This is a genomic window from Pseudomonas sp. ok272, from assembly GCF_900109995.1.
Classification (GTDB): Bacteria; Pseudomonadota; Gammaproteobacteria; order Pseudomonadales; family Pseudomonadaceae; genus Aquipseudomonas.
Genome location: NZ_FOCB01000018.1, coordinates 47,852 through 72,398 on the forward strand (window position 1 = coordinate 47,852; position 24,547 = coordinate 72,398).

Below are 24,547 nucleotides of genomic sequence, written 5' to 3' on the forward strand. Positions count from 1 at the left end.
CTTCATATGCGGGACAGGCCCGCGCTTCTCCCAGCCTTGGAGCATAAAAAAAGGCGCGAGTTCAACTCGCGCCTTTTTGGATGACACCGCAGGAGGATTTTTCCCTCAAGGACGGTCGTCGACTTCCTTCTCGGTGTTAGCAGGAGGAATCAAGTCTTCACTGCTCAGGTTCAACCAGATCAACACCACGTTAGCAATGTAGATCGACGAGTAAGTACCCGCCAGAACACCAATAAACAGCGCGATGGAGAAGCCATACAGGTTGTCACCACCAAAGAACAACAGCGCAGCGATCGCCAGCAAGGTGGAGATCGACGTCGCCATGGTCCGCAGCAGGGTCTGAGTGGTCGAGATATTGATGTTCTCGATCAGGCTGGCCTTGCGCAGCACGCGGAAGTTCTCACGAACCCGGTCGAACACCACGATGGTGTCGTTGAGCGAGTAACCAATGATCGCCAGCACCGCCGCCAGCACCGTCAGGTCGAAGGTGATCTGGAAGAACGACAGGATACCGATGGTCACGATCACGTCGTGGATCAGCGACACGATTGCCCCGACGGCAAACTTCCACTGAAAGCGGAACGCCAGGTAGATCAGGATGCCGCCCAGCGCCATCAGCATGCCAAGGCCGCCTTGGTCGCGCAGCTCTTCACCCACTTGCGGGCCGACGAACTCGACGCGCTTGACCAATGCCGGGTTGTCGCCATCGACCTTCTGCAGCGCCTGTGCAACCTGGTGACCCAACTGCGGATCATCACCTGGCATGCGCACCAGCAAGTCAGTGGTCGCACCGAAGCTCTGCACGACGGCGTCGTGGTAACCCGACTCAGCCAGTTGCTCGCGCACCTTGGTGACATCAGCCGGACGCTCGTAGGTCAGCTCGATGAGCGTACCGCCGGTGAAGTCCAGCCCCCAGTTCATGCCCTTATAGACACAACTGACCAGCGCCAGGACCGTGAGGAACAATGTGATGCCGAACGCAATGTTGCGAACGCCCATGAAGTTGATAGTACGTAACATGGCAGCCCCTTAAATCCACAACTTCTTGAAGTCACGACCGCCGAAGATCAAGTTGACCATCGCACGAGTAACCATGATGGCCGTGAACATCGAGGTCAGCACCCCGAGGGACATGGTCACTGCGAAGCCCTTGACCGGACCTGTACCCATGGCAAACAGGATCCCGCCCACCAGCAAGGTGGTCAGGTTGGCATCGAGAATCGCCGTGAAGGCGCGACCGAAACCTTCGTTGATCGCCCGCTGGACCGTCATGCCCGCCGCGATTTCCTCACGAATCCGCGAGAAGATCAGCACGTTGGCGTCGACCGCCATACCCATGGTCAACACGATACCGGCGATGCCTGGCAGGGTCAGCGTAGCCCCCAGCAGCGACATCAGGGCCAGCAACAGCACCATGTTCACACCCAGCGCAACCGTGGCAATCAGGCCAAAGAAGCGGTAGATGGCAATGATGAACAGCGACACGAACAGCATGCCCCACAGCGACGCATCGATACCCTTGGTGATGTTGTCAGCACCCAGGCTTGGACCGATTGTGCGCTCTTCGGCAAAGTACATCGGTGCGGCCAGACCACCGGCGCGTAGCAGCAAGGCCAGCTCCGAGGATTCGCCCTGGCCGTTCAGGCCGGTGATTCGGAATTGAGCACCCAGCGGCGACTGGATGGTCGCCAGGCTGATGATCTTTTTCTCTTCCTTGAAACTCTGCACCGGCACTTCTTTCTCGACGCCGTCGACCACCTGCTTGACGTAGGTGGTCACCGGGCGCTGCTCGATGAAGATCACCGCCATGCTGCGACCAACGTTCGAGCGGGTCGCCCGACTCATCAGTTCGCCGCCGTGACCGTCCAGGCGAATATTCACCTCGGGGGTCCCGTGCTCGCCGAAGCCAGCCTTGGCGTCAGTGACCTGGTCACCGGTGATGATCAAGCCGCGCTCGATCTGTGCAGGTGGACGCTTGCCTTCACGGAACTCGAAGGTCTCAGACGTTGCCTTGGATGCACCCGGCTCGGCAGCCAGGCGGAACTCAAGGTTGGCCGTCTTGCCCAGGATACGCTTGGCTTCGGCAGTGTCCTGCACGCCAGGCAGTTCGACCACGATGCGGTTGGCACCCTGGCGCTGAACGATAGGTTCGGCAACACCCAGCTCGTTGACGCGGTTACGGACCGTGGTCAAGTTCTGCTTGATGGAGTATTCACGGATTTCCGCCAGCTTGGCCGGGGTCATCGCCAGACGCAGCACCGGCTGACCGTTGAGGTCGGCGGGAACAATGTCGAAATCGTTGAAGCTCTTGCGGATCAGTGCACGGGCCTGTTCGCGGGAATCTTCATCACTGAAGCCCAACTGAATGGCGCCATTGAGTTGCGGCAGGCTGCGATAGCGCAGGCGCTCTTTACGCAACAGGCTCTTGACGTCGCCTTCATAGACTTTCAGGCGGGCGTCGATGGCTTTGTCCATGTCCACTTCCAGCAGGAAGTGCACACCACCGGACAAGTCCAGGCCCAGCTTCATCGGATGCGCGCCGATGCTGCGCAGCCATTGTGGCGTGGTTTGTGCCAGGTTCAGCGCGACAACATAGTCATCACCCAAGGCCTTGCGTACGACGTCCTTGGCGGGAAGTTGATCTTCCTGCTTGGTCAGGCGAATCAAGCCGCCTTTGCCATTGACTGCCAATGTGGCTGCCTTGACCGCGATCCCGGCATCGTTGAGCGCTTTGCTCACACGATCCAGATCTGCCTGATTAACTTGCAGCGCAGTGCTCGCACCGCTGACCTGAATAGCCGGGTCATCAGGATAAAGATTGGGAGCGGAATAAATCAGACCAATCGCCAGCACTGCCAGGATCAGTACGTATTTCCACAGAGGGTATTTGTTCAGCATCACGCCGCCCGCTTATGACGCGGGGCGCCTTGCGCGCCCCGTCGATTGGTAAAAGATGAAACCTTAGATCGCTTTCAGCGTGCCTTTTGGCAGGGTGGCTGCGATAGCACCTTTCTGGAACTTCAGCTCTACCGAGTCAGACACTTCGAGCACTACGAAGTCGTCAGCAACTTTGGTGATCTTGCCGGCGATACCACCGGAGGTCACAACTTCATCACCTTTTTGCAAGCTGCCGAGCAGGTTCTTCTGCTCTTTGGCGCGCTTGGCCTGTGGACGCCAGATCATCAAGTAGAAGATGACCAGGAAACCGACCAGGAAGATCCACTCAAAGCCAGTACCAGCAGGGCCGGCGGCAGGTGCAGCGGCGTCAGCCATCGCATTAGAGATAAAAAAGCTCATTTAGCACTCCAGTTGCAAAATTAGTGTCTTAAAGGTTTTAACACTCAGTCCAAAGGCGGAACAGGTAACCCGCGCTTGGCATAGAAGGCATCGACAAAGGCGGCCAATGTACCCTGTTGAATAGCCTCGCGCAAACCAGCCATAAGCACCTGGTAATGGCGCAAGTTATGGATGGTATTGAGCATGCTCCCCAGCATTTCGCCGCACTTGTCCAGATGATGCAGATAAGCACGGGAGAAGTTCTGGCAGGTATAGCAATCGCAGGTCGGATCGAGCGGCGAATCATCATGGCGATGGAACGCGTTACGGATCTTCAGCACGCCAGTATCAATGAACAGATGCCCATTGCGGGCATTGCGGGTTGGCATCACGCAATCGAACATGTCCACACCGCGGCGCACACCCTCAACCAAGTCTTCCGGCTTGCCAACACCCATAAGGTAACGAGGTTTGTCTGCCGGCATCATCCCCGGCAGGTAGTCCAGCACTTTGATCATCTCGTGCTTGGGCTCACCCACCGACAGGCCGCCAATGGCCAAACCGTCGAAGCCAATCTTGTCCAGACCTTCCAGGGAGCGCATGCGCAGGTCCTGGTGCATACCACCCTGAACGATGCCAAACAGCGCGGCCGTGTTTTCGCCGTGGGCATTTTTCGAGCGCTGGGCCCAACGCAGCGACAACTCCATCGAAATCCGCGCGACATCTTCGTCGGCCGGATACGGCGTGCACTCGTCAAAGATCATCACCACGTCCGAACCCAGGTCACGCTGGACCTGCATCGACTCTTCCGGGCCCATGAATACCTTGGCGCCGTCCACCGGGGAGGCGAAGGTCACGCCCTCCTCCTTGATCTTGCGCATGGCCCCCAGGCTGAACACCTGGAAACCGCCGGAATCCGTCAGGATCGGGCCTTTCCATTGCATGAAGTCATGCAGGTCGCCGTGCTTCTTGATCACTTCGGTGCCAGGACGCAACCACAAGTGAAAGGTGTTGCCCAGGATCATCTCGGCGCCCGTGGCCTCGATATCACGCGGCAACATACCCTTGACCGTGCCATAGGTGCCCACGGGCATGAAAGCCGGGGTCTCGACCGTGCCACGGGGAAAGGTCAGGCGACCACGACGAGCCTTGCCATCGGTGGCCAGGAGCTCAAAAGACATACGACAGGTGCGGCTCATGCTGTTTCCTCGGGGCCCGATTCTTTAGGGGCAGTCGGCGCAGGATTACGGGTGATGAACATTGCATCACCGTAGCTGAAAAAGCGGTACCCATGCTCGACGGCAGCCTTATAGGCGGCCATGGCTTCAGGGTAACCGGCGAACGCCGAAACCAGCATCAACAGCGTGGACTCGGGCAAATGAAAATTGGTGACCAGGGCATCGACCACATGAAACGGCCGGCCCGGGTAGATAAAGATATCGGTATCGCCACTGAACGGCTTGAGTACGCCATCGCGGGCCGCGCTTTCCAGCGAACGCACGCTGGTGGTCCCCACGGCCACCACCCGCCCACCACGGGCACGGCACGCCGCCACCGCATCCACCACGTCCTGGCCGACTTCCAGCCATTCGCTGTGCATGTGGTGATCTTCGAGGCGCTCGACCCGCACCGGCTGGAACGTTCCCGCACCGACGTGCAGCGTCACAAACGCGGTCTCGACGCCCTTGGCGGCAATCGCGTCCAGCAACGGTTGATCGAAATGCAGCCCCGCCGTCGGCGCTGCTACCGCGCCCAGGCGTTCGGAGTAGACCGTCTGATAACGCTCACGGTCGGCGTCTTCGTCCGGACGGTCTATATAAGGAGGCAGCGGCATGTGCCCGACGCGGTCAAGCAGCGGCAGCACTTCTTCGCTAAACCCCAACTCGAACAACGCATCGTGGCGCGCCAGCATCTGCGCTTCACCACCGCCATCGATGAGGATTTTCGACCCCGGCTTCGGCGACTTGCTGGAACGCACATGGGCCAGTACGCGATGACTGTCGAGCACCCGCTCCACGAGGATCTCCAACTTGCCCCCGGACGCTTTCTGGCCAAACAGCCGCGCCGGAATCACTCGGGTATTGTTGAACACCATCAAATCGCCCGGGCGCAAATGCTCAAGCAAATCAGTAAATTGACGGTGTGCGAGGGCACCGCTGACCCCATCCAGGGTCAACAGGCGACTGCTGCGCCGCTCAGCCAAAGGGTGGCGAGCGATCAGCGAATCAGGGAGTTCAAAAGTAAAGTCAGCAACGCGCATGATGGGGTTCGTCTAGCAGGGCCGGGAAGTTTAGCGGAAATAGTGAAAATTGACCATGAAACGTGATTGACCAACGGTAATCTCATCTCTATACTTCGCCGCCATTGAGCCCTGATGGCGGAATTGGTAGACGCGGCGGATTCAAAATCCGTTTTCGAAAGGAGTGGGAGTTCGAGTCTCCCTCGGGGCACCATATAGCAGTATCTGAAAGTCTCTACCAGGCTTTCAGACCCAGAGAAACCGGCCACTTGGCCGGTTTTTTTGTGTCTGGCTATCTACCGCTGTATCCCCTTATCCGTTGTATCCCTGTATCCCTGCTTGTATCCTGAGAAAAGTACCGAACTTTGGGATACAAGGATGAAGCGCGCAGACATCAAGCGCCGCCCTCTCGCAGACACGACACTTGCAGGGCTGGAGCCGGAATCAAAGGAATACCGAGAGCTGGACGGAAACGGCCTCTACTTCAGGGTCAAACCTGATGGCGGCAAGTCCTGGCAGTTGCGCTACAAACGCCCGGCGGGCAATTGGGCTTGGATGGGGCTTGGGGGCTACCCGGAAGTAAGTGGCGCATTGGCCCGGGACAAAGCGGCCGACCTACGCAAAATTGTCAGTAGTGGTGCCGATCCTCTCGAACAGAAGCGATCAGCCAAAGCAGCCATTGACGCCGCCAAGACTCGAACCTTTCGAGTTGCTGCTGAAGCCTGGCTCAAGGCCAAAGAAGAAAAGGGCCTCGCACCCTCCACCCTGAACAAAATCCGCACCTACCTCGACAAGGACATACTCCCGGCATTGGGAGATAAGCCCCTCGACGAAATCACCCGTACCGACTGCGCATCCCTCCAGGCATCCCTCGAAGCCAGAGACGCTCACAACGTGGCAGAAAAGTGCCGCACCTGGATCAACCAGATCTTCGGCCGAGCTATCGGCTTAGGACTTACCGAAAACGATCCCGGCAGCCGCCTTCGTGACATTGCAGCGCAAGCCCCCAAGACTCAGCAACATCCACACCTGCTGGAACCTGAGCTGGCTGAATTCCTCCACGCACTCAAAAACACACCGAGCAGACTGACGGCCCGCACAGCTGCATGGCTCTGTCTATGGACAGCATCGCGCCCTGGCATGGTCCGCCTGGCTGAATGGAAAGAGTTCGACCTTGAGAAAGCCATTTGGACCACGCCTGCTGCCAAGATGAAGATGCGTCGTGATTTTGTATGCCCCCTTCCCCACCAAGCAGTTACAGCTTTGAGGGATCTGCACAGTTTAACGGGACGGAGTCGTTGGCTTTTCCCCGGTGTAGGAGCGAAGAACCCAACCATCAGCGAAAACACAATCAACAAAGTCTTCGCAACCATCGGCTACAAAGGTCGTCTCGTAGGCCACGGCACTCGACACACCGCGAGCACGTTACTTAGAGAGCATGGCTGGCCGAAGGAACATGTTGAAGCGCAGTTGGCTCACAAAGAGGAAGGCATCTCGGGGGTATACAACAAGGCTCAATACTTTGAGCAACGTGAAAAAATGATGCAATGGTACGCCGATCATCTTGATTCCCTAGTGGCCGGAAATGTAGTGCAAGGTCAATTTGGGAAGGCCGTGTGAAGCCGTTAACCCTACACCCTCTCAAAAACGGTGTTACGGGTGTTACGCGTGTTACTAAAACCTGTAGGCCATTGTTTTTATTGAATATATTTAGCGTTACACGCACTGAAAAACCTCTGAGCACCACGTGTTACATCGAGCAGTCGTGTTACAGAAAGGCAACGCCCGCAACCCTGCTGGCATTGCCGCTTCCAGCCGCAAATCGCTGTAACAGCCTACCGGCTTCAGGGCGGCGGGGAGATCTAAATGGACTTTGAGCGGGGCATCGAGGCAGAAGAGCTCGAACTCGAAATCGCAGGTTTCGACGTAACGTGCCTGGTGTGGGATCAGGACGACGTCGAGGCAGCCGTTCGCAGTCTTGCGCTGTTTCCGCAGTTCAACGAACACTTCAAAGGTGCCTTCGATCTGATCAACACAGCCACATCGTTCTGGCTTGAGGAGGGTTCCTACTCCCCAGGTGCAGAATCGATCACACGAACCCTGTACTCCGTACGTGATGCCATCTACGACCATGCCGACTCTGCGGAAGCAGGCTCATTGCCAAGCGTGATTCGAGGGCTCCTTCGGGTCAGCCGTTCCGCAGCAGACTCACAGCTCGTGGCTACCTACGCCCTGGTACTTGGAACGCAGGCCGTTGAGACGCTCGCAAATTGGCTATTCGACCTTGAACTCGCGACCTACGACATTGATGCAGACCTGATAGAGCAACTGAGACATGACTCACCCCGCCAGTACCTTGCTCTGATCGAAAAAGAGCGGGACCGTAGTAGCGGAAACGAAATCCGAGCACGAGAAGACTTCGCTACGTTGCTAGGTGAGGCGAACCAGGCGTTGTTGATGGCGAGTCTTTATCGCCAAGTGGAGCAGATGGATGTGTTTAAAAAAGGCTTCAATACATCAAGCCTGATGCATCGAGTTCTCGACGACGCATTTTCGACAAAGGCGACGAAGAGGGGCCAGGAAGCAGGCAATGGGAACCGCAATCCCAGCTCAGCGATAAAAACCGCCGCTATGGATAGGCGAGCAAAAATCAAGGCAGCCGCAGAGCAAATCATCAGTGGTCGGAAAAGTGAAAAGCGCAGTCTCACCGATGCTGAACTGACCAATCTGCTTTTCGATCAGGCGGGCAACGGAACAAAAAAAACCATTCGAGAGCATTTGACCGCTCTAGGCCTTAGACCTCTGAAATAAAAGGGAGCAGACACAGTCCACTCCCCCTCCCCTGCGTAGCGTATGACCCGTTGTCTCAATTAACAAAGGGTTAGCTCGCTATGACTACCGTATTAAAAGTAATTCCCTCGCATGACCCCTCCATGACCCTCATCCGCATGCCCGAGGTCATTTCAATCGTAGGGCTCGCACGCCCGACTATCTACAAGCTGATGCGTCAACCTGAAAGCGGATTCCCGTTACCGGTAAAGCTGAGTAACAGCAATGCCCGAAGCGCTCCAGTTGCGTGGGTATTGGGGGAAGTTCAGGCATGGACACGGGCACGCATCGCAGCCCGCGATCAGGTGGCAGCATGAAAAATTGTGTTGCCAACAGGGCCATCTTGCAGCCCTTTTCTGTACTCAGAACAGTCGGATTCTCATCACGCGGTATGCAGCGTTTTGAACGTTACCGCACAGAGCAAAAACGCCTGAACCGGGACGTGATGGTGATGCGATGGAGAGATGGCATCTGGTGCGCATTGTCAGTTCCCTGCCAAGCCCCTCAAGCAATCATCGTCGACGAAGGCCAACAAATCGACGCCTACGAGGACGCGCGCGCCTGCCTCGAAGGCGACCTGTTGCCTTTTGTCTCACTGCGCTGGGAAATCCATGCCTGAAACGAAAACGCCCCCGGCGGCAACCGGAGGCGTTGAGGTAAATCTGTATGCCTAATCAATTTATGCCGCAGCGAAAAAATCCGCAAGCTATCAGCACAGTTGCACTTTCAAAAAACGAACGTTACTCTCTGGTCGTCGCTGCAAATTCAGCGACCGGGCGTAGGAACCCGAGAACTAGTAGGCGCATCAGCGCCCAGATCACAACTGCAGGCGTTTTTTTTCGTCCGCAGTTACGTGTTATGGCGGCTGTGTGCGGGCAGGCTTCGGCCTGGCCGGGTGCCTACTATCCCGGTATTCCTACCCCGTGCACAGCCGTCGCCCAATCCCGTAGGAAGGACGGTGGCGGCTCCAGCCTGAAAGTAGGAGCTCACCACATGCACGCCCTCAATCCGTCCAAAATTCGCGCCGCTGCTCATCGAGCAATGGCTCTCGCCGCTTTACACGCCAACTCCAGCCTCGCTACACGCCTTTCCCGTTACAACGCCCATATGTCCAAAGCGCGAGCTCTGGAAGCCGCAGGGGGTGCCCAATGAGCATGCTCCCAGGCTTCTCACTTCCCGAGGATCTGCTCTGCGTCAGCCAGGACGCTGAAGCCGGTATTCCCATCGATGCCATCACCTGCGCCCTCGACCGTGCCGACTCAGTTCTAATGCTGCTGGAAGATCACTTCGACGGCGATAAACCTGTGCTCTCCAACCGAGTGCTGTCATCCGTTATTTGGGACGTGCGCGGCACCTTGGGCTTGATCAAAACACTCGCCTTGTACGGTGATGCCTCCTCTGTGCCAATGGGCCAGAAAGGCGGTGCACTGTGAACACTGCTACTACTCTCGGGCGTGCCGAGTTCTCATGTGCTAACGACACTCATCAGAAACTATTCCGGGTGAATGCAGGTGTGCCGCTTGAGGATGCGCTGGAAGCAATTTCACTGTTTCAGCACTACGCCAATCAACTGGCCCTCGATGCCGCCATGAGTGACAAAGGTGAGCGGTTCAGTTGGCCGGCGTTCTACCTGGGCGAGATGGCCAAAGCGCTGATTGATGACGTGAACGATGCGCTGTGCGCAGCGAGTACAGCGCCATGACCCAGCACACCGGCAACACCTCAAAGCGCCCTAGCTTCGCGGATGTAAAAAGCGTTGCTCTGAAGAACATCGACCGCGTGCTTGCTCACTGGCTGCCAAATGGGAAGCGCGTCGACGGTGGCAAGGAATACACCGCACCGAACCCTACGCGTACGGACAAACGCGCAGGCTCACTCAAGGTCAATTTGAGCAAAGGCACCTGGGCGGATTTTGCCACTGGCGATAAGGGCGGTGACCTGATCGACCTGGTGCGCTACATCGACGGCGGCACCGACGTTGATGCCTGCAAAAAACTGGCGGATCTGCTCAGTGTTTCCGCTGGCTCCGCGTCAACCAAAAGCACACCGGCCAAGAGCACAACGCCTGAGTGGATCGCGATTCAACCGATCCCGCCTGAGGCCATGAACAAATGCCCAGCCAAGCACCGGCAACACGGTGTTCCATCCAAGGTATGGATCTACCGCGAAGCTCAGGGCCAGCCGGTCATGGCGCTGTATCGCTTCGACCTGGGCCCAGATGAAGACGGCAAATCGCGGAAGGTCTTTGCGCCGTTGACCTGGTGCAAGCGCTCCGATGGGCAAACCACCCAATGGCGCTGGCAAAGCCTGCTCGAGCCTCGGCCATTGTTGCGCCTGGATGAGCTGGCACTGCACGCCGATGCGCCTGTGGTGCTGTGTGAAGGCGAAAAGGCTGCTGACGCCGCCGCCGAACTGATGCCCTACCACGTAGCCACGTGCTGGCCGAACGGCTCCAACTCTTGGCACAAGGCCGACCTGACGCCGCTCAAAGGGCGCACGGTGGTGCTATGGCCGGATAACGATGCCAGCGGCAAGACCTGCATGGACGCCATCGAACTCAAGTTGATTGAGCTGGGCGCCGCTTCGGTGCAACGAATCTCGCTCGACGTGTTCAATCTCAAGCCCAGTAGCAAAGGTGGAAAACCCACGCTCATCAAGGGCGGAAAATGGGCAGACGGAGACGATGCAGCGGACGCATTAGCCAAAGGCTGGACCGCTGCCCACGTCGCCGAGCTGTTGCGTAGCGGCGAGCTTTTCGTCAGCGTTGCTGAGACCACCGAGCCTCAACAACCGAAGGCTAAGGCTCCCGCCAAAAGCCCTGCGAAATCGAAAAATGACTTGTTGCCGGGCGGCTTTCGCCTGACGCCTGAAGGGGTGTTTTATTCCGGTGATGATGGTGAGGCCCGCCCTGTGTGTTCGCCTCTTGAAATCATCGCTCGCACTCGCGACGACAAGGGTCACAACTGGGGCTTGTTGGTTGAGTTCGATGACCCGGATGGCGCTAAAAAACGTTGGAACATTCCGGCCCGAACCATGACTGGCGACTTCGGCAAGGACGTACTCGGCCCACTGGTAGACATGGGCCTACGTCTTGCCGGAAGTCGGTCGGGGCGCAATGCACGCAACGACCTGCAAAGTTACCTCGGCGGTTTCGACAGCGCACAGCGGGCACGACTGGTCACCCGCTTAGGCTGGCACGACAAGGCGTTTCTATTGCCCGAACAACAGGTTGGTTCGCACGCCGAACACCTGCATTTTTATGAAGCCGGGGCGCAGTTACCACCGATCAACGAAGCGGGCTCCCTGGAGCAATGGCAGCAACAAATCGGCGCGCTGTGCATTGGTAACCATCGCTTGGCGTTTGTCGTCTCTGTGGCCTTTGCAGGGCCCCTGCTAAACCTGCTGGGGCATGAGTCAGGCGGCTTCCACCTATACGGCGACAGCTCCGGTGGCAAGACCACTCACCTACAAGTCGCCGCCTCGGTCTATGGTGGGCCGCGTCTGGTGCGTTCGTGGCGATCTACGGATAACGCCCTGGAGTCCATCGCCGCCGCACACTCAGACGGCCTCCTGGTGCTGGATGAAATCGGCATGTGTGACCCACGCATTATTGGCGAGACGGTCTACATGCTCGGCAATGGCACCGGCAAGGCCCGAGCAAATGATCGAGGGCAAGCGGGCCGACAGGTACAGGAGTGGCGCTTGCTGTTCCTCTCGACGGGCGAAAAGACGTTGGCGCAGCACATGGCGGACGCAAACAAGGAGCTGAAAGCGGGCATGGAAGTGCGCATGCTCGCCGTGCCTGCGGATGCCAGCAAAGGCCTCGGCATGTTCGATATGCTGAACGGTTTTGAAGATGCCGCCGCCCTCTCCGATGCGCTCAAGGCTCGAGTAGCCAAATACTACGGCACACCCCTCACCGCCTTCCTGCACGCACTGTGCGCGCCCGGAGAAATGCTCAGGTGGTCGGTGATCGTTCGCCGCACGGTGGAACAATTCATCACCCAGAACCTACCCGCATCGGCCAGTGGTCAGGCCCAGCGTGCCGCCCTTCGCTTTGGCCTCGCGGCAGCGGCCGGTGAGCTGGCCACCGCCTTCGGCGTCACCGGCTGGCCTGATGGCACGGCTACGACCGCCGCACGGGTGTGTCTGCATGCCTGGCTGGCCGAGCGTGGCGGTGCCGGTAACTTCGAGGGGGATGCGATCTTGGCTCGACTGCGCCAGGTCATCGAGCGCTTTGGAGAAAGCCGCTTCACCCGCTGGGAGTCAGCCGCCGCCAAGATCGATGAACACGGCCCACGCACGATTGATCGGTTGGGCTTTCGCAAGACGATGGAACACGGCATGGGCGATGCTCTGCATACCACCAACACCTATTACGTGCTGCCTGAAGCCTGGAGAGCCGAGATTTTCAGGGGCATGAACATCAGTGCGGTGAACAAGGAATTGTTGCAACGGGGTGTGCTCGAGCCGGGAAGCGACGGCAAGGCGTACAGCTTGATTCGCCTGCCCGGGTTAGGACCTCAACGCTGCTATGTGGTGAAGACAGTCCCTGGAACGGATGAGTGCGAGGCCAAGGCCGCTTGACGGCATGCCTACAGATCGAGGTAGCGCCGGCTCATTCCCGGCCTCGCCAGCCGTTCAACCATTCCTATCAATCGTAAAGCCCCGAGACAATACAGATGAACACTATTCAAGAACTGAAAGACCGCCGCACCAAACTGACCCTCGAAATGGAGAGCATTCAGAGTGACCTGGCGCCCTTCGAAGCGTCGCTGGAAAGTCCAGAGGTTATCCAGCAAGGCCGTCAAAGAGCGGTGCAGGACGAAATCAACGATCACAAGAGACGCATCGATTCACGAGATCTTGAGATCCACATCCTGAATCAAAAGATCGATCGTCTCGAGGCACTGGCGAACCGTGAGAGCTTGGCTTCGGGCTATATAAGCGCCATGGCGACCTGGAAAGCCGACGAGATGGAACTCAACGAAAAGCGCAACAGCATCGAGACCCGGTTGCAGCAGATCCGCCAGAACGATCAGGAAGACATGGCAAAAGCTCGACAAGCCGAGACGGACGCAGCCACCTCTTATGCGCAGGCTGTCGCCTGGGGCGATGTAGAGGGTGAGAAAGCGGCTAACGCAGAGGCTCAGAAGGCAGCAAAAAACCTCACGGCGGCGGCGGAGCATCACCGTCGCCAACAGCTGATCATCACCGCGCTAGAACAGGAGCTCGTGACGTTAGATCAGCACATCACAGAGGCACAAAAAGAACGCGCCAAGATCGAAAACCAAGCGGCTCATCTGGCGAACACAGTGCTGGAAGAAAAATGGAATGAGGCCGCACAAGCGCTACTCGATGTGGGTGGAAAACTCTGGGCAGTACGACGCTTGATCAACCGGGACCCGGTAGCGCTGATGAAGCTAGACATCCCGGAACAGGGCGAGAACTTCGGGAGCTGGAGTTGGCACGAGCTTTCCGACCGTTCGCGTCAGCACAGTCTGACCGACCTATTGGCGGCTTAACATAAACCCTCCCCAAAACAGCCTGCGAGCAACAGTCTGTTTTGGGATAACCAATGGTCCAACCATGAACAAACCAACACAGAACAGCGCTCAGTGGCCAGATTACCTGAAGGCCCGAAAGCTCCATTTGAACGGTATATTTATTGTCTTAGCCGAGATAAAGAAGCTCAATCCGAGCGTGAGCAAAGATACCAAAGTTGAGACGCTCACGATAAGCGCAATTAAGGCAGAGCTAGATATCATTGACCATCAGTTGAAAAAAAGGGGGGTGTAGCGCAGAAGCGGAAGCCTTAAAGGCTTCCGCATCGTTGCGTCCCAGCCTATTGACGGAACCCGAACTTGGCCCGTTTCCGGCCAAGAGCTGCCATTCGTGACGTGCCATTCTCGAGCAAGCCGAGCCATTCACCGTAATATCTCTTGAAGTGTCAAACCTTAAAGCAAAGTCGGTAACTAACCTCGATTTACTTCCTGATCCTCTTCAAAAATTTAGTTGAAATGTAACCGTCTATCAAGAAGCCTTCGTGCTCATATGATACGTAGAGCCAAGTGCGATCCTCCTTTCCTAAGACAATCACAGGAGCATATTGAGGCAGGGTCATTATCACCGTTGACTTCATACCCGGCGCCATCCTGAGTCGAACGTCAGAACGAGTGACAAGACGAATATCTCCTGGCTTACCAGCGAGATTGGAGTGTATGAAACGCCTAAATTCCGCGATGGATTTTGTTTGCGGCATGCGCGCATTGATATCCACCAACCCTGTTCGCACCGCCTCCCAGTTAGTCAACACAACCAACGCAGGCGCAAAGCAAATCATCCACAAGTACAGGATCCAAGTCGGAATTATTGAAAGTACTGGCGTTGAACTGGGGGTGGAGATCACTCCACCGATGAAGTAGTCCTCAATAGATACCGAGCCTTCGATATCAGCAAATTCTTGGTTCGGTTTTAACTCGGTTGTAGATACTTCTCCGCTCTTGCCAGATCGAGCGACAAGCTCGCCTACCACTACATCGAACGTTAAGCCCCAAGTTAGCGTCTGTTCCGCGATCTGCCTCAACTTACCGTTGTTACCCCAAGTCTTGGCCTGCTCAGCAAGCTGCTTTAACTGAGTGCTGCTACCCCAAGCATTGATCTCTTCGGAGAGCTGCTTCAACTGAGGGTCACTGCCCCAGGCTTTCGCCTGCTCAGCAAGGTGCTTCAACCGAGGGTCATTACCCCAGGCTTTCGCCTGCTCAGCAAGCTGCTTTAACTGAGTGTTGCTACCCCAAGCCTTGGTTTGCTCAGCAAGGTGCTTCAACCGAGGGTCATTACCCCAGGCCTTCGCCTGCTCAGCAAGCTGCTTCAACTGGGTGTTGCTACCCCAAGCCTTGGTTTGCTCAGCAAGGTGCTTCAACCGAGGGTCATTACCCCAGGCCTTCGCCTGCTCAGCGATCTGTCTCAACTGAGTGCTGTCGCCCCAAGCTTTAGCCTGTTCATCAAGCTGCTTCAACTGATCGCCGCTATTCCGGGTCTCTGTTGGACCTAAAAGGGATAAACGTTCATTTTCCGTATCGTTCATTCCAAAGTCTTCTCGCCAAGCGTAGTGAGGGCTTAAGGTATCGTAGATTACCTTTTGCGAGCACGCGTTTTGGGTCGATAGCGGCCAGCGGTTACGGGGCTATCGGCCAGAAGCGGACGCCCCCCTTTCTAGAGCCAACGTCTAACCTGGCTGCAGTATTGCGTGAATTCTCTCCCGAAAAGGCTGGCAAGGGCCCGTTCCTCCGGCCCGATCTGGAAGAGGTTCATGTACATCACGAAGCCCAGCATACCTAGGAGCGCCGGCGGCCAGCCGAGGAAAATTGACCAGGCTATCAGGGCTATCGCGAAGCCTAAGTACATGGGGTTGCGTGTATATCTGTAGACGCCGGTGCTGACCAGAGCCGAGGCCGTTTCTGGCTTCAACGGGTTGACCGTGGTGCGGGCGCGGCGGAAGGACAGCACGCCGGCCAGACAAATAGCTACGCCGACTACCAACACCACCAGCGCCAGGCCAGTGCGCAACTCGATAGTCAGCTCCAGGGCTCCCGGTAAGTGTAGAGCCGCGAACCACATCAACAGGCTGAACAGGGTAGCAACCAGCGGCGGGGGGATACGGTTTTCCATGATGAATTCCTATCAGATACGAACTTGCTACTAGAGTGAGGGTTATAGCCACTATAGGGTCAAGCACCCTGAGCACGATGGAGGCTGCGGGGCAGATAGCCCGTATCGCCGAGATCAAAGCAGTAATCATCCGTTACGACAATCAGTGAATCGTCCCGGATTTTTTAGACAGTGAGCGACCGCTTTTGGCCGGTTTCTGTCTGTCCCCACCGGCCGCTTAGGGTCGGACAGCGACGGTCTGGCATCGACCGTCGCAGTGGGTGGTCAGACTTCGGTCTGTTCCGCCAATTCCAGGGCGTCATCGACCTCGATTCCCAGGTATCTGACGGTACTTTCAAGCTTCGTATGACCGAGCAGGAGTTGGACAGCTCTCAGGTTCTTCGTCCTGCGATAGATCAGTGATGCCTTGGTTCGCCGTAGCGTGTGGGTACCGTACATAGTTGGGTCAAGGCCAATGGCTGTCACCCAGGCTTTGACTATTCGAGCGTATTGCCTGGTGGAGAGATGATCTGAGTCGTGCAACCGGGTCGGAAACAAGAAGTCCTCACTGTGGAGGTGGGCCTGATGCATCCAAGCCTCCAGAACCGTTCGGGTTTGCTCAGTGATTTCAAATTGCACTGAGTGCTGAGTTTTCTGCTGCATCACCATGGCCCGTGACGACACATGTTCCCCATGGGATATGTCTCGTACTCGCAGCTTGGTTAAGTCGCAGGCACGCAGTTTGCTGTCGATGGCTAGGTTGAAGAGAGCCAGATCCCGTGTCTTCTCCGCAAGCTGGAGCCTGACCCGGATGGCCCAAATATCTCTGACTCGGAGCGGGGCTTTCTGCCCGACAAGCTTTCCCTTGTTCCAAGGCTGATGGCTGCATATAGCAATAGTGTTCATGTTTTGTCCTCCACGTTGAGGGAGGACAAGGATGGATCAGTCACAGAGCGTGGGGGGCGCTATCCGACCCATTGCGGCCCTCAGTGAGGGGTAGAAACCGGCCAAATAGCTGCCTGTCGACCTCGGCTAAGAAGCCGCAGGGGGCCGCTCGTTGCAGTGCAACGTTGCGTTTGTTTGCGGAACCACTGCTATCGTTAAGGCTGGTCGCGTCGGCAGCGCAGCCGTTTAGGATGTGCAGGTTGTTGTGTGTACTTTTACCGAATAGGAGATAAAGCATGCAACGAGTACGACCACAGCTAACCGTTCTTGTGGCAAGTCTTTTCGCCATGCAGTGCGGCTTGATCCAAGCCGAAGATGATACCGCCGAGTTGGCCAAAAAGGCGCTCAATCCGATAGCGGCAATGTATAGCCTGCCGGTGCAGTACAACTGGGATCAGAAAATTGGGCCGACGGGTGATGGCATGCATAGCGTCACCAACATTCAGCCAGTGCTGCCATTCTCGGTGAACGAAGATTGGAATCTGATCGCGCGAACCATCCTTCCCGTTATCGACCAGCATGGCCTGGCCGCCGATGGCCTCGCGGACAAATCAGGGATCGGTGATGTCACTCAAAGCTTTTTCTTCTCACCGAAAAGGCCAACTGAAAGTGGCTGGATTTGGGGCGCTGGCCCTGCGATCTTGATCCCGACTGGTAGTGATGAATTGCTCAGCAGCAAGCAGTGGGGGCTCGGCCCGACAGCAGTCGCTCTAAAGCAATCGAATGGTTGGACTCGTGGGATTCTTGCCAACCATATCTGGGGGCTGAACGGTAGTCCGCCGGATGACAAAGAAAAGGTTAACGCCACCTTTCTGCAACCATTTTTGATGTACACCACCCATACTTACACCAGCTTTGGGGTGAACACCGAGTCGACCTACGATTGGCAGAGCAAAGAATGGTCAGTGCCGATAAATTTGTTTATTACGCAGATTCTAAAAGTTGGAGGGCAACCAATAAGTATTCAGGCCGGCCCACGCTACTGGGCTGACAGCCCCACGGATGGCGAGCACGGCTGGGGCTTTAGAGCGGCACTGACACTGCTGTTCCCGAAATGATGACGAATGAGTTCTCTGTGGGGCGTCCTCAGCCGGACACGACAGGCAGAAAACGCCAACAGTAGTCATTTAAAATTGTTCATACCTCGAATCCTCCAGGGTTTACGAACGGCTCTGCTCTTTTCCAGATATCGACCAATGACGTTGAAATTTCCTCATCAGCAACGCGCGCAACGAAAATAACCGTACTAGGCTATTGCGGGCGCCTTGAGTAGTAACGGGAGTTCTATCGCTGGGTTAGTTGACCCCCTTGAACTGTCCATGGGCAGGGTTGGGGGGATAACACTCCAGGATTCTGGTCGTTGCGAACTTGATGTTTGAGTAGCAGCAACAAGGATCGAAACTCGATAAAGGAAAACCACTATGAAAAGGCCCTCACCTCGCTCCAGATTCTATCTTGCCTGTTCGTTACTGTTAGCGCTCAACGGTCTTGCCCACGCGGCTCAAACGGAAAAAACCAATATCCTGTTTATCGTCTCCGACGATACCGGTTATGGCGACCTCGGCCCCTACGGCGGCGGGATCGGTCGGGGTATGCCGACGCCCAGCATCGATGAGCTGGCGGCGGAAGGCGTCACTTTTTACTCTTTCTATGCCCAACCCAGTTGCACGCCAGGCCGGGCAGCCATGCAAACCGGGCGCATTCCCAATCGCAGCGGCATGACCACCGTAGCCTTCCAAGGTCAGGGCGGTGGCTTGCCCGCCGCCGAATGGACGCTGGCATCGGTGCTGAAAACCGGTGGCTACGACACCTATTTCACCGGCAAATGGCATTTAGGTGAAGCTGACTACGCCCTTCCCAATGCACAAGGTTATGACGTGATGAAATACGTCGGCCTGTATCACCTCAATGCCTACACCTACGCGGACCCGACCTGGTTCCCCGACATGGATCCGGAAACCCGTGCGATGTTTGAAAAGGTGACCAAAGGCGCGTTGTCCGGCAAGGCCGGTGAAAAACCGGTCGAAGAGTTCAAGGTTAATGGTCAGTACGTGGACACGCCCGTCGTGGACGGAAAACCTGGCGTAGTCGGCATTCCTTTCTTTGATAACTACGTTGAAAAAGCCGCACTGGAGTTTCTCGACACAGCGGCCAAATCCGACAAGCCGTTTTTCATTAACATCAACTTCATGAAGGTGCACCAACCGAACTTGCCGGCACCGGAGTTCATTCATAAGTCCATGTCCAAGTCCAAGTACGCCGACTCTATCGTCGAACTCGATACCCACATTGGCCGCATCATGGACAAGCTCAAAGCGCTTGGCCTGGATAAGAACACCCTAGTGGTTTACACCACAGACAACGGTGCTTGGCAGGATGTCTATCCGGATGCCGGCTACACCCCGTTCCGCGGGACCAAGGGTACGGTGCGTGAGGGGGGGAACCGGGTTCCGGCCATTGCCGTCTGGCCAGACAAGATCAAGCCGGACACGAAAAACCACGAGATCATCGGCGGCCTGGACCTGATGGCGACGTTCGCCTCTGTGGCTGGCGTGAAGTTGCCCGAGAAAGATCGCGAGGGTCAGCCAATCATCTTCGACAGCTATGATATGACGCCAGTACTCACTGGCAGCGGCCCTTCTCCGCGCAAGGAGTGGTTCTACTTTACCGAGAACGAATTGTCCCCGGGTGCGGCCCGTGTCGGAAACTATAAGGCCGTGTTCAACCTGCGCGGCGATGATGGCGCGGTAACCGGTGGCTTGGCCGTAGACACTAACCTAGGCTGGAAAGGCGCACAAAAATACGTGGCCACCGTGCCGCAAGTCTTTGACTTGTGGCAAGACCCGCAAGAGCGCTATGACCTGTTCATGAACAACTTTACCGAACGCACCTGGACGATGGTGCCGATCTCGGCCGCGATCATGAAGCTAATGAAAACCTACGTCGATTACCCACCACGCAAATTGCAAAGCATGGGTTATGACGGGCCGATCGAGCTGTCGCAGTACCAGAAATTCCAAACCGTGCGTGACGCCCTGAAAAAAGAAGGCATCAACCTGTCGATGCCAAGCGGCAACTAATCAAATCAGCTGAAAAATGGCGACCTCCTCGGGAGGTCGTCACTTCAATATGACGCTTGCAAGTAGTGACAATATTGAGATTCCTAGCAGCCACCAACAGCTGCTTTGGGTCGATTTCAGCCGGTCGCGACAGGCAGAAATCGGCCAAAAGTGGACGTTGGCACTAAAGTGCTTTCGGGTGGAAAACCGAGTGCGTATTGCATACGAGTCACGAACATTTGGAGCAATAAGGTATCTCGCAAGCTCGCCAGATATCGAACCTGCTGCCGCCTACTCTTGATCAGTTTACAAGGTGTGCAAAGGCACCGAAATACGATCTAATAGCCGCGATCACAGCGCTGCGTTCATCAGTTCGAACAAGGCGAACCACTAATTCAACAAGCTCTCCTGCCTTCAGACCTAATGCGTTCCCGATCTGCGTCGGCAGAGACTTTCGATTGTAGAGGCGCAGCAGCCCCCGGTAGTCTGCCGCATTAATCACGGCTTGAAACTCCCCATCGAACTGGGCGTAAAGGGCCGAAATATCTATGCCCTGAGTAAGTTGCTGCAAGGCGACCGAGAGGGCAGACTCTCCACGGGCCGATGCATTGAAGCAATTGAGCTTAAACTTCACCTCAGCAATTACCCGCAAAGAGACTTGGGTGTCGAGCTCGGTTTTCAACTGTTTGAATACTTGGGTGACGGCCTGGTTGAAATCTGCTGTGGCGTCGCGGGCCAAACGGGTGCTGACAAGTGCCAGAACCTCCTGCGTGCAGAATAGGTTCTCGACCTCCGCAACGTCCAGCGTGTAGATATTGTCGGCTTGCAATGCTGCGATTTCTGGCGCTGTGCGCCGGTCACGGTCAATGAGGCCGTAGACCTGCAGGTGGTGAAGCTGGATGTTCGAACGTAAAGCTCGAACAGCCTGGATGACTTGGTCGCAACTGCCGCGAGGAATAACTAAGAATCCGGTAAGTATCTCGCGATAGAGCGATACATCATGACTACCGTTAACGCCTTCGATGAACACAACAGGTTTTCTGCTGCCGAGCACCTCAATCAAAAGGTCATCTGGTAAGTTGTCGTTGTCTTCAATAAGCTCCCATTCCCAAGATGTGCCGTCATAAGACTTGAGCCAGACACGCTGCGCACCTTCTTGGGCAACGGCGAAGTCTACATCATGGGTCAGATATACGAACAGGCAATCGGGCCGCAATCTTTCAATCTCGGCCCACAGCGGGGCTTGCACAGATTTATGTAGGTGTAGCTCAGGCTCGTCAATGACAACGATGCCGTCTTGCGGCGCCGCAAGACACTGCCCGATAAGATAGAAGATCACGCGCTCGCCATCGCTCATCTCCGACGAGTTGTAGGTCTTGCTAGCGTCACCGCGAACCTGGGTCTGGATTCTTAATCCACCGACCACAAGTTCGCGGTGGGGGAGTATCCGCTCCCATGCCTGCTTTACCTTGTCCATCTTGGTCAGCGGGGGCTCAAGCTTGGTAGTTGATTTGCGTTGAACAACCTTATATTTAGCATTTTCCTCCGTCTCATCCGAGAACAGATAGACCATTAGCTTCTCGTAGTCGTTTAGAGGCCTTGTGGCAGGCTTGTCCTGCCATCGGAAGTACTTATTTCTATTTGCTTCGGGACTGCCAAATATCAGGTTCTGCTCCGCTAACTCAATAGACATTGGTGTCGACGAATCAGGCATAGCGAGCGACTTTTGCGCGGAGATCCTGAACACCTGAGCTTGATCAGGCGAGTTGATGTCAAGCCAGCTTCCAAGACGAGTTTTGCCTGAGCCATTAGCGCCAATAAAAAGTAAATTCCGATTGGTTGTTATGGTCTGGTTGTCTGCGCCATGGCGCGGAAGCACTATAGATCGAGTGGCTGGTATTACTGACATTGAATGCACCGCATTAGGGGGTATTACTCAGGGACGGCCAGTGAACAATGACCGCAGCACGATAAGTCCCCCAGCATAACCCATGCTTAAGAAGGATAATCCCAAGCCTTTCATGGCTTCGCCGAAACGGGCTCGGGTAAGGCGACCAGCACCTGCTTGGGGACCAAGTATGTTTCCTAAAGCGGGATACCGCATCGAGTCGCTTTTTACCTTTGGACAACGGCAACAACGGATCGGAAGCAGCTTTTCGTGACTGGCAGCTATTGGCCGATTCTGTTGAAAAAGTCGGCTCGCCCAAACGGCCTGGTCATTGACTGGTTAAAACGCCTTCTTTGCACACGGCTACGTGAAATCTGAGTCCGGAAGCCTCTGCCGAAAATAAAGATTTCAATCTCGAACGCATTCTTTTCTGCTGCGCAATCCATGGTCGACTTTTTCAACAGAATCGGCCGGTTGCTGCCTGTCACGAAGGGCAGCAACCGACCTACATCTGCCGACCAGCATCGGCAGAATCTGGCGGTCAAATGGTTGTCCCTTCATCAGTATGGAACCTCGACCCACGAGGCAGATATAGATGTAACACCTATTGGATATGTAACACGGTCGACCGACAACATCGCACGGACGTGTAACAGAAATAAAGATATTTAAAATCATGGAGTTATGGAGAAACGTAACACGTGTAACACCCGTAACACGACTTTTGAAAGAGCCTCCCCTAGCCCCCTCGACAACGTATCCTCCAGCGAGAACAACCCGATCGTACCGGTGACTTGAAAACATAGCAGGGCCCCTGGACGACTCTGAGAATTACGGGGTCGGAAACCCGCGGGAATGTGCTAGCGGAAAGGTACTCAGCTTAGTGAACAGGTGAACCGGGTGAACCCACAGTTCACCAGTGCAATTGCACAAGGTCTTGAGATGTTGCCGGGGACCCTAAGGTTTTCTGAAGAGCACGGGGCAAAGAACCCGCCGGATCTCGTTAGTGACTGGGCTCCAAAGTTAGTTGACTGGTTGACCGGGCCAATCGTTCACTATCCTGAACGATACCCATGACCGTTACAGATCCGGTAAAGATGCCCTTTTCTCTTCAAGATCCTTTCAATTTCAACGTTGAAATTTCAGTAAGCTGGTGCGGCTGCCGCTACCACGATCCCGCGGGTTTCCGACCCCGTATGGTCCAGGAGACTCTAGGGTCCCCAGCGATGTTCGGCCGGTCGAATCAATCGATGCTGCTCGTGTGCCAATACGTAGAATCGTTGGTGGATTTGCTCCTAGCGCTCGCCCCAAGAAGTAGTGTATCCAGTCAGCTTCACCAACCAGCGAATGATGAGGATACCTATGACTAAGCGTGAACGGATTCGCAAGGAGCTCGTAGAGCTGTGCTCAGAAGGTTACGCGCTTGCAGGGAAATTCAATGATGATGAAACGAAAGATTTTCGTGGCGGCTATCAAACGTGGTATTCGAAAGCAGTAAAGGCTGTGGGAGCGCTTGCGCCCGATCGCCATGTAGAATTTAAGGGCTACTACGAAATTGATCCGAAAAGAAAAAGTCTCGGGTATGGCACGTACGTAATCCAAGACTTTATGAAGGGGGTTTCCCCTGGGTCTTGGGATGGCGACGATACCAAAAGTCGGGTGCTCACTTGTTTCATCAACCAGCTCACGATTCTCAAGTCATTAGAACACCGCATTGACTCTGTAATTTCCAACATCGAAAGCGAACTCTATGCCGAGTTGCAAGATGGCGAGCTCGTAATCGCCACGCAGCTCGCGAAAATTAGCCCACGAGCGGCAGGTGCGCTGATGGGAGTAGTGATTGAAGGACACCTTCAGAAAGTCGCAAATGCTCATGCGATCAAAATTGCCAAGAAACATCCCACAATCGCTGACTTGAACGAACCACTGAAAGCTGCGGGTGTGATTGACATTGCCGTATGGCGGAAGATTTCGTTCTTGGCGGATTTAAGAAATCTGTGTTCACACAAGAAGGACGTTGAACCCACAAAGGAACAGGCTGAGGAGTTGATACAGGGCGCTGAGTGGCTGACAAAGAATATTTTCTGAATCGCGCCGCCACGCCCGAAAAGCATCCACAGGCTCTAATGTTCGATTCCATCTAGGGGAACGCATGTATTTTTTGTAAGATGCTCAGCAACAGCAGATGCAGGCATGTATCCCTACCTGTATCCCTAACTGTACAATCCGCCTGCAAGACACGGTTTATATGGTACGCACGAGTCTCCCTCGGGCACCATATAGCAGTATCTGAAAGTCTCTACCAGGCTTTCAGCAACAGGAAAACCGGCCACTGAGCCGGTTTTTTTGTGCCTGTCTGTTTACCCCTGCCTTCCCCTATCCGCCGTATCCCTGCTTGTATCCTGGGAAAAGTACCGAACCTGGAGATACAAGGATAAAACCCGCAGACTCAAGTGCCGCCCGCAGACACGACACTTGCGGGGCTGGAGCCTGAACCTGAGGCGTCCCTGATTTCTTAGGCACATCTGAATGCCTGCTTTCGACCGATTCTGTTGAAAAAGTCGGCTCGCCCAAACGGCCTGGTCATTGACTGGTTAAAACGCCTTCTTTGCACACGGCTACGTGAAATCTGAGTCAGGAAGCCTCTGCCGAAAATAAAGA

Annotated in this window: 20 protein-coding genes and 1 tRNA gene; 12 read left to right on the plus strand and 9 right to left on the minus strand. The window is 55.6% G+C overall.

All coding sequences use genetic code 11. From position 1 onward, the window contains the following. Positions 1-105: 105 nt before the first annotated feature. The 5 genes from secF to queA form a co-directional block, all read right to left on the minus strand. Complete coding sequence (gene secF, locus BMW74_RS21560) at positions 106-1,020, minus strand: protein translocase subunit SecF (protein WP_093426165.1); 915 nt, start codon at positions 1,018-1,020, stop codon at positions 106-108. A gap of 9 nt (positions 1,021-1,029) precedes the next feature. Further along, positions 1,030-2,898, minus strand: a complete 1,869-nt coding sequence (secD, locus tag BMW74_RS21565) for a protein translocase subunit SecD (RefSeq protein WP_093426166.1) — start codon at positions 2,896-2,898, stop codon at positions 1,030-1,032. A 63-nt stretch (positions 2,899-2,961) separates the two neighbouring features. Then, the gene (yajC, locus tag BMW74_RS21570) at positions 2,962-3,297 is read right to left on the minus strand and encodes a preprotein translocase subunit YajC (RefSeq protein ID WP_093426167.1); all 336 of its coding nucleotides are present in this window, start codon (positions 3,295-3,297) and stop codon (positions 2,962-2,964) included. Between the two features lie 44 nt (positions 3,298-3,341). After that, a complete protein-coding gene (gene tgt, locus BMW74_RS21575) occupies positions 3,342-4,457 on the minus strand; it encodes a tRNA guanosine(34) transglycosylase Tgt (protein WP_175479279.1) in 1,116 nt (371 codons plus the stop codon). 14 nt (positions 4,458-4,471) lie between these two features. After that, the gene (queA, locus tag BMW74_RS21580; protein WP_093426169.1) at positions 4,472-5,536 is read right to left on the minus strand and encodes a tRNA preQ1(34) S-adenosylmethionine ribosyltransferase-isomerase QueA; all 1,065 of its coding nucleotides are present in this window, start codon (positions 5,534-5,536) and stop codon (positions 4,472-4,474) included. Positions 5,537-5,644: 108 nt separating this feature from the next. Between queA and BMW74_RS21585 the strand changes: the two genes are divergently transcribed. The 9 genes from BMW74_RS21585 (at position 5,645) to BMW74_RS21625 (ending at position 13,869) form a co-directional block, all read left to right on the plus strand. Next, a tRNA-Leu gene (locus BMW74_RS21585) sits at positions 5,645-5,729 on the plus strand. A 164-nt stretch (positions 5,730-5,893) separates the two neighbouring features. Then, positions 5,894-7,135, plus strand: a complete 1,242-nt coding sequence (locus BMW74_RS21590; RefSeq protein WP_093426170.1) for a tyrosine-type recombinase/integrase — start codon at positions 5,894-5,896, stop codon at positions 7,133-7,135. 246 nt (positions 7,136-7,381) lie between these two features. Then, a complete protein-coding gene (locus BMW74_RS21595; protein WP_093426171.1) occupies positions 7,382-8,326 on the plus strand; it encodes a hypothetical protein in 945 nt (314 codons plus the stop codon). Positions 8,327-8,406: 80 nt separating this feature from the next. Then, positions 8,407-8,661: a helix-turn-helix transcriptional regulator gene (locus BMW74_RS21600; protein WP_093426172.1), complete on the plus strand. Its 255-nt coding sequence runs from the start codon at positions 8,407-8,409 to the stop codon at positions 8,659-8,661. Then, positions 8,658-8,963, plus strand: a complete 306-nt coding sequence (locus BMW74_RS21605) for a hypothetical protein (protein ID WP_093426173.1) — start codon at positions 8,658-8,660, stop codon at positions 8,961-8,963. The genes BMW74_RS21600 and BMW74_RS21605 overlap by 4 nt, the downstream gene beginning before the upstream one ends. A gap of 529 nt (positions 8,964-9,492) precedes the next feature. After that, on the plus strand, positions 9,493-9,777 hold the full coding sequence (locus BMW74_RS21610) for a hypothetical protein (protein ID WP_093426174.1): 285 nt from the start codon (positions 9,493-9,495) through the stop codon (positions 9,775-9,777). Next, on the plus strand, positions 9,774-10,046 hold the full coding sequence (locus BMW74_RS21615) for a DUF3077 domain-containing protein (protein WP_093426175.1): 273 nt from the start codon (positions 9,774-9,776) through the stop codon (positions 10,044-10,046). Before BMW74_RS21610 ends, BMW74_RS21615 begins: the two co-directional genes overlap by 4 nt. Beyond that, complete coding sequence (locus BMW74_RS21620) at positions 10,043-12,931, plus strand: DUF927 domain-containing protein (protein ID WP_093426194.1); 2,889 nt, start codon at positions 10,043-10,045, stop codon at positions 12,929-12,931. The genes BMW74_RS21615 and BMW74_RS21620 overlap by 4 nt, the downstream gene beginning before the upstream one ends. A gap of 95 nt (positions 12,932-13,026) precedes the next feature. Further along, positions 13,027-13,869 carry a coiled-coil domain-containing protein gene (locus BMW74_RS21625; protein WP_093426176.1) on the plus strand — a complete coding sequence of 281 codons (843 nt, stop codon included), beginning with the start codon at positions 13,027-13,029 and terminating at the stop codon, positions 13,867-13,869. Between the two features lie 461 nt (positions 13,870-14,330). Here the strand turns inward: BMW74_RS21625 and BMW74_RS21635 are convergent, their stop codons facing one another. From BMW74_RS21635 to BMW74_RS21645, 3 genes are all read right to left on the minus strand, one after another. Next, on the minus strand, positions 14,331-15,431 hold the full coding sequence (locus BMW74_RS21635) for an SH3 domain-containing protein (RefSeq protein ID WP_093426178.1): 1,101 nt from the start codon (positions 15,429-15,431) through the stop codon (positions 14,331-14,333). 128 nt (positions 15,432-15,559) lie between these two features. Continuing rightward, positions 15,560-16,015, minus strand: coding sequence for a methyltransferase family protein (locus BMW74_RS21640; protein WP_093426179.1), 456 nt, complete (start codon positions 16,013-16,015; stop codon positions 15,560-15,562). A 264-nt stretch (positions 16,016-16,279) separates the two neighbouring features. Further along, on the minus strand, positions 16,280-16,900 hold the full coding sequence (locus tag BMW74_RS21645; protein WP_093426180.1) for a tyrosine-type recombinase/integrase: 621 nt from the start codon (positions 16,898-16,900) through the stop codon (positions 16,280-16,282). Positions 16,901-17,226: 326 nt separating this feature from the next. On the opposite strand from BMW74_RS21645, the gene BMW74_RS21655 reads away from it, so the two are divergent. Continuing rightward, positions 17,227-17,997, plus strand: a complete 771-nt coding sequence (locus tag BMW74_RS21655) for a transporter (protein WP_256562641.1) — start codon at positions 17,227-17,229, stop codon at positions 17,995-17,997. A gap of 363 nt (positions 17,998-18,360) precedes the next feature. Further along, positions 18,361-20,019 (plus strand): arylsulfatase, encoded by a 1,659-nt coding sequence (locus tag BMW74_RS21660; protein ID WP_093426183.1) that lies wholly within the window; start codon positions 18,361-18,363, stop codon positions 20,017-20,019. 280 nt (positions 20,020-20,299) lie between these two features. On the opposite strand, the gene BMW74_RS21665 is transcribed toward BMW74_RS21660, so the two are convergent. Beyond that, positions 20,300-21,877 carry a DUF4435 domain-containing protein gene (locus BMW74_RS21665; protein ID WP_256562638.1) on the minus strand — a complete coding sequence of 526 codons (1,578 nt, stop codon included), beginning with the start codon at positions 21,875-21,877 and terminating at the stop codon, positions 20,300-20,302. Positions 21,878-23,248: 1,371 nt separating this feature from the next. Between BMW74_RS21665 and BMW74_RS21670 the strand changes: the two genes are divergently transcribed. Beyond that, the gene (locus BMW74_RS21670) at positions 23,249-23,974 is read left to right on the plus strand and encodes a DUF4145 domain-containing protein (RefSeq protein WP_093426185.1); all 726 of its coding nucleotides are present in this window, start codon (positions 23,249-23,251) and stop codon (positions 23,972-23,974) included. The last annotated feature ends 573 nt before the right edge of the window (positions 23,975-24,547 follow it).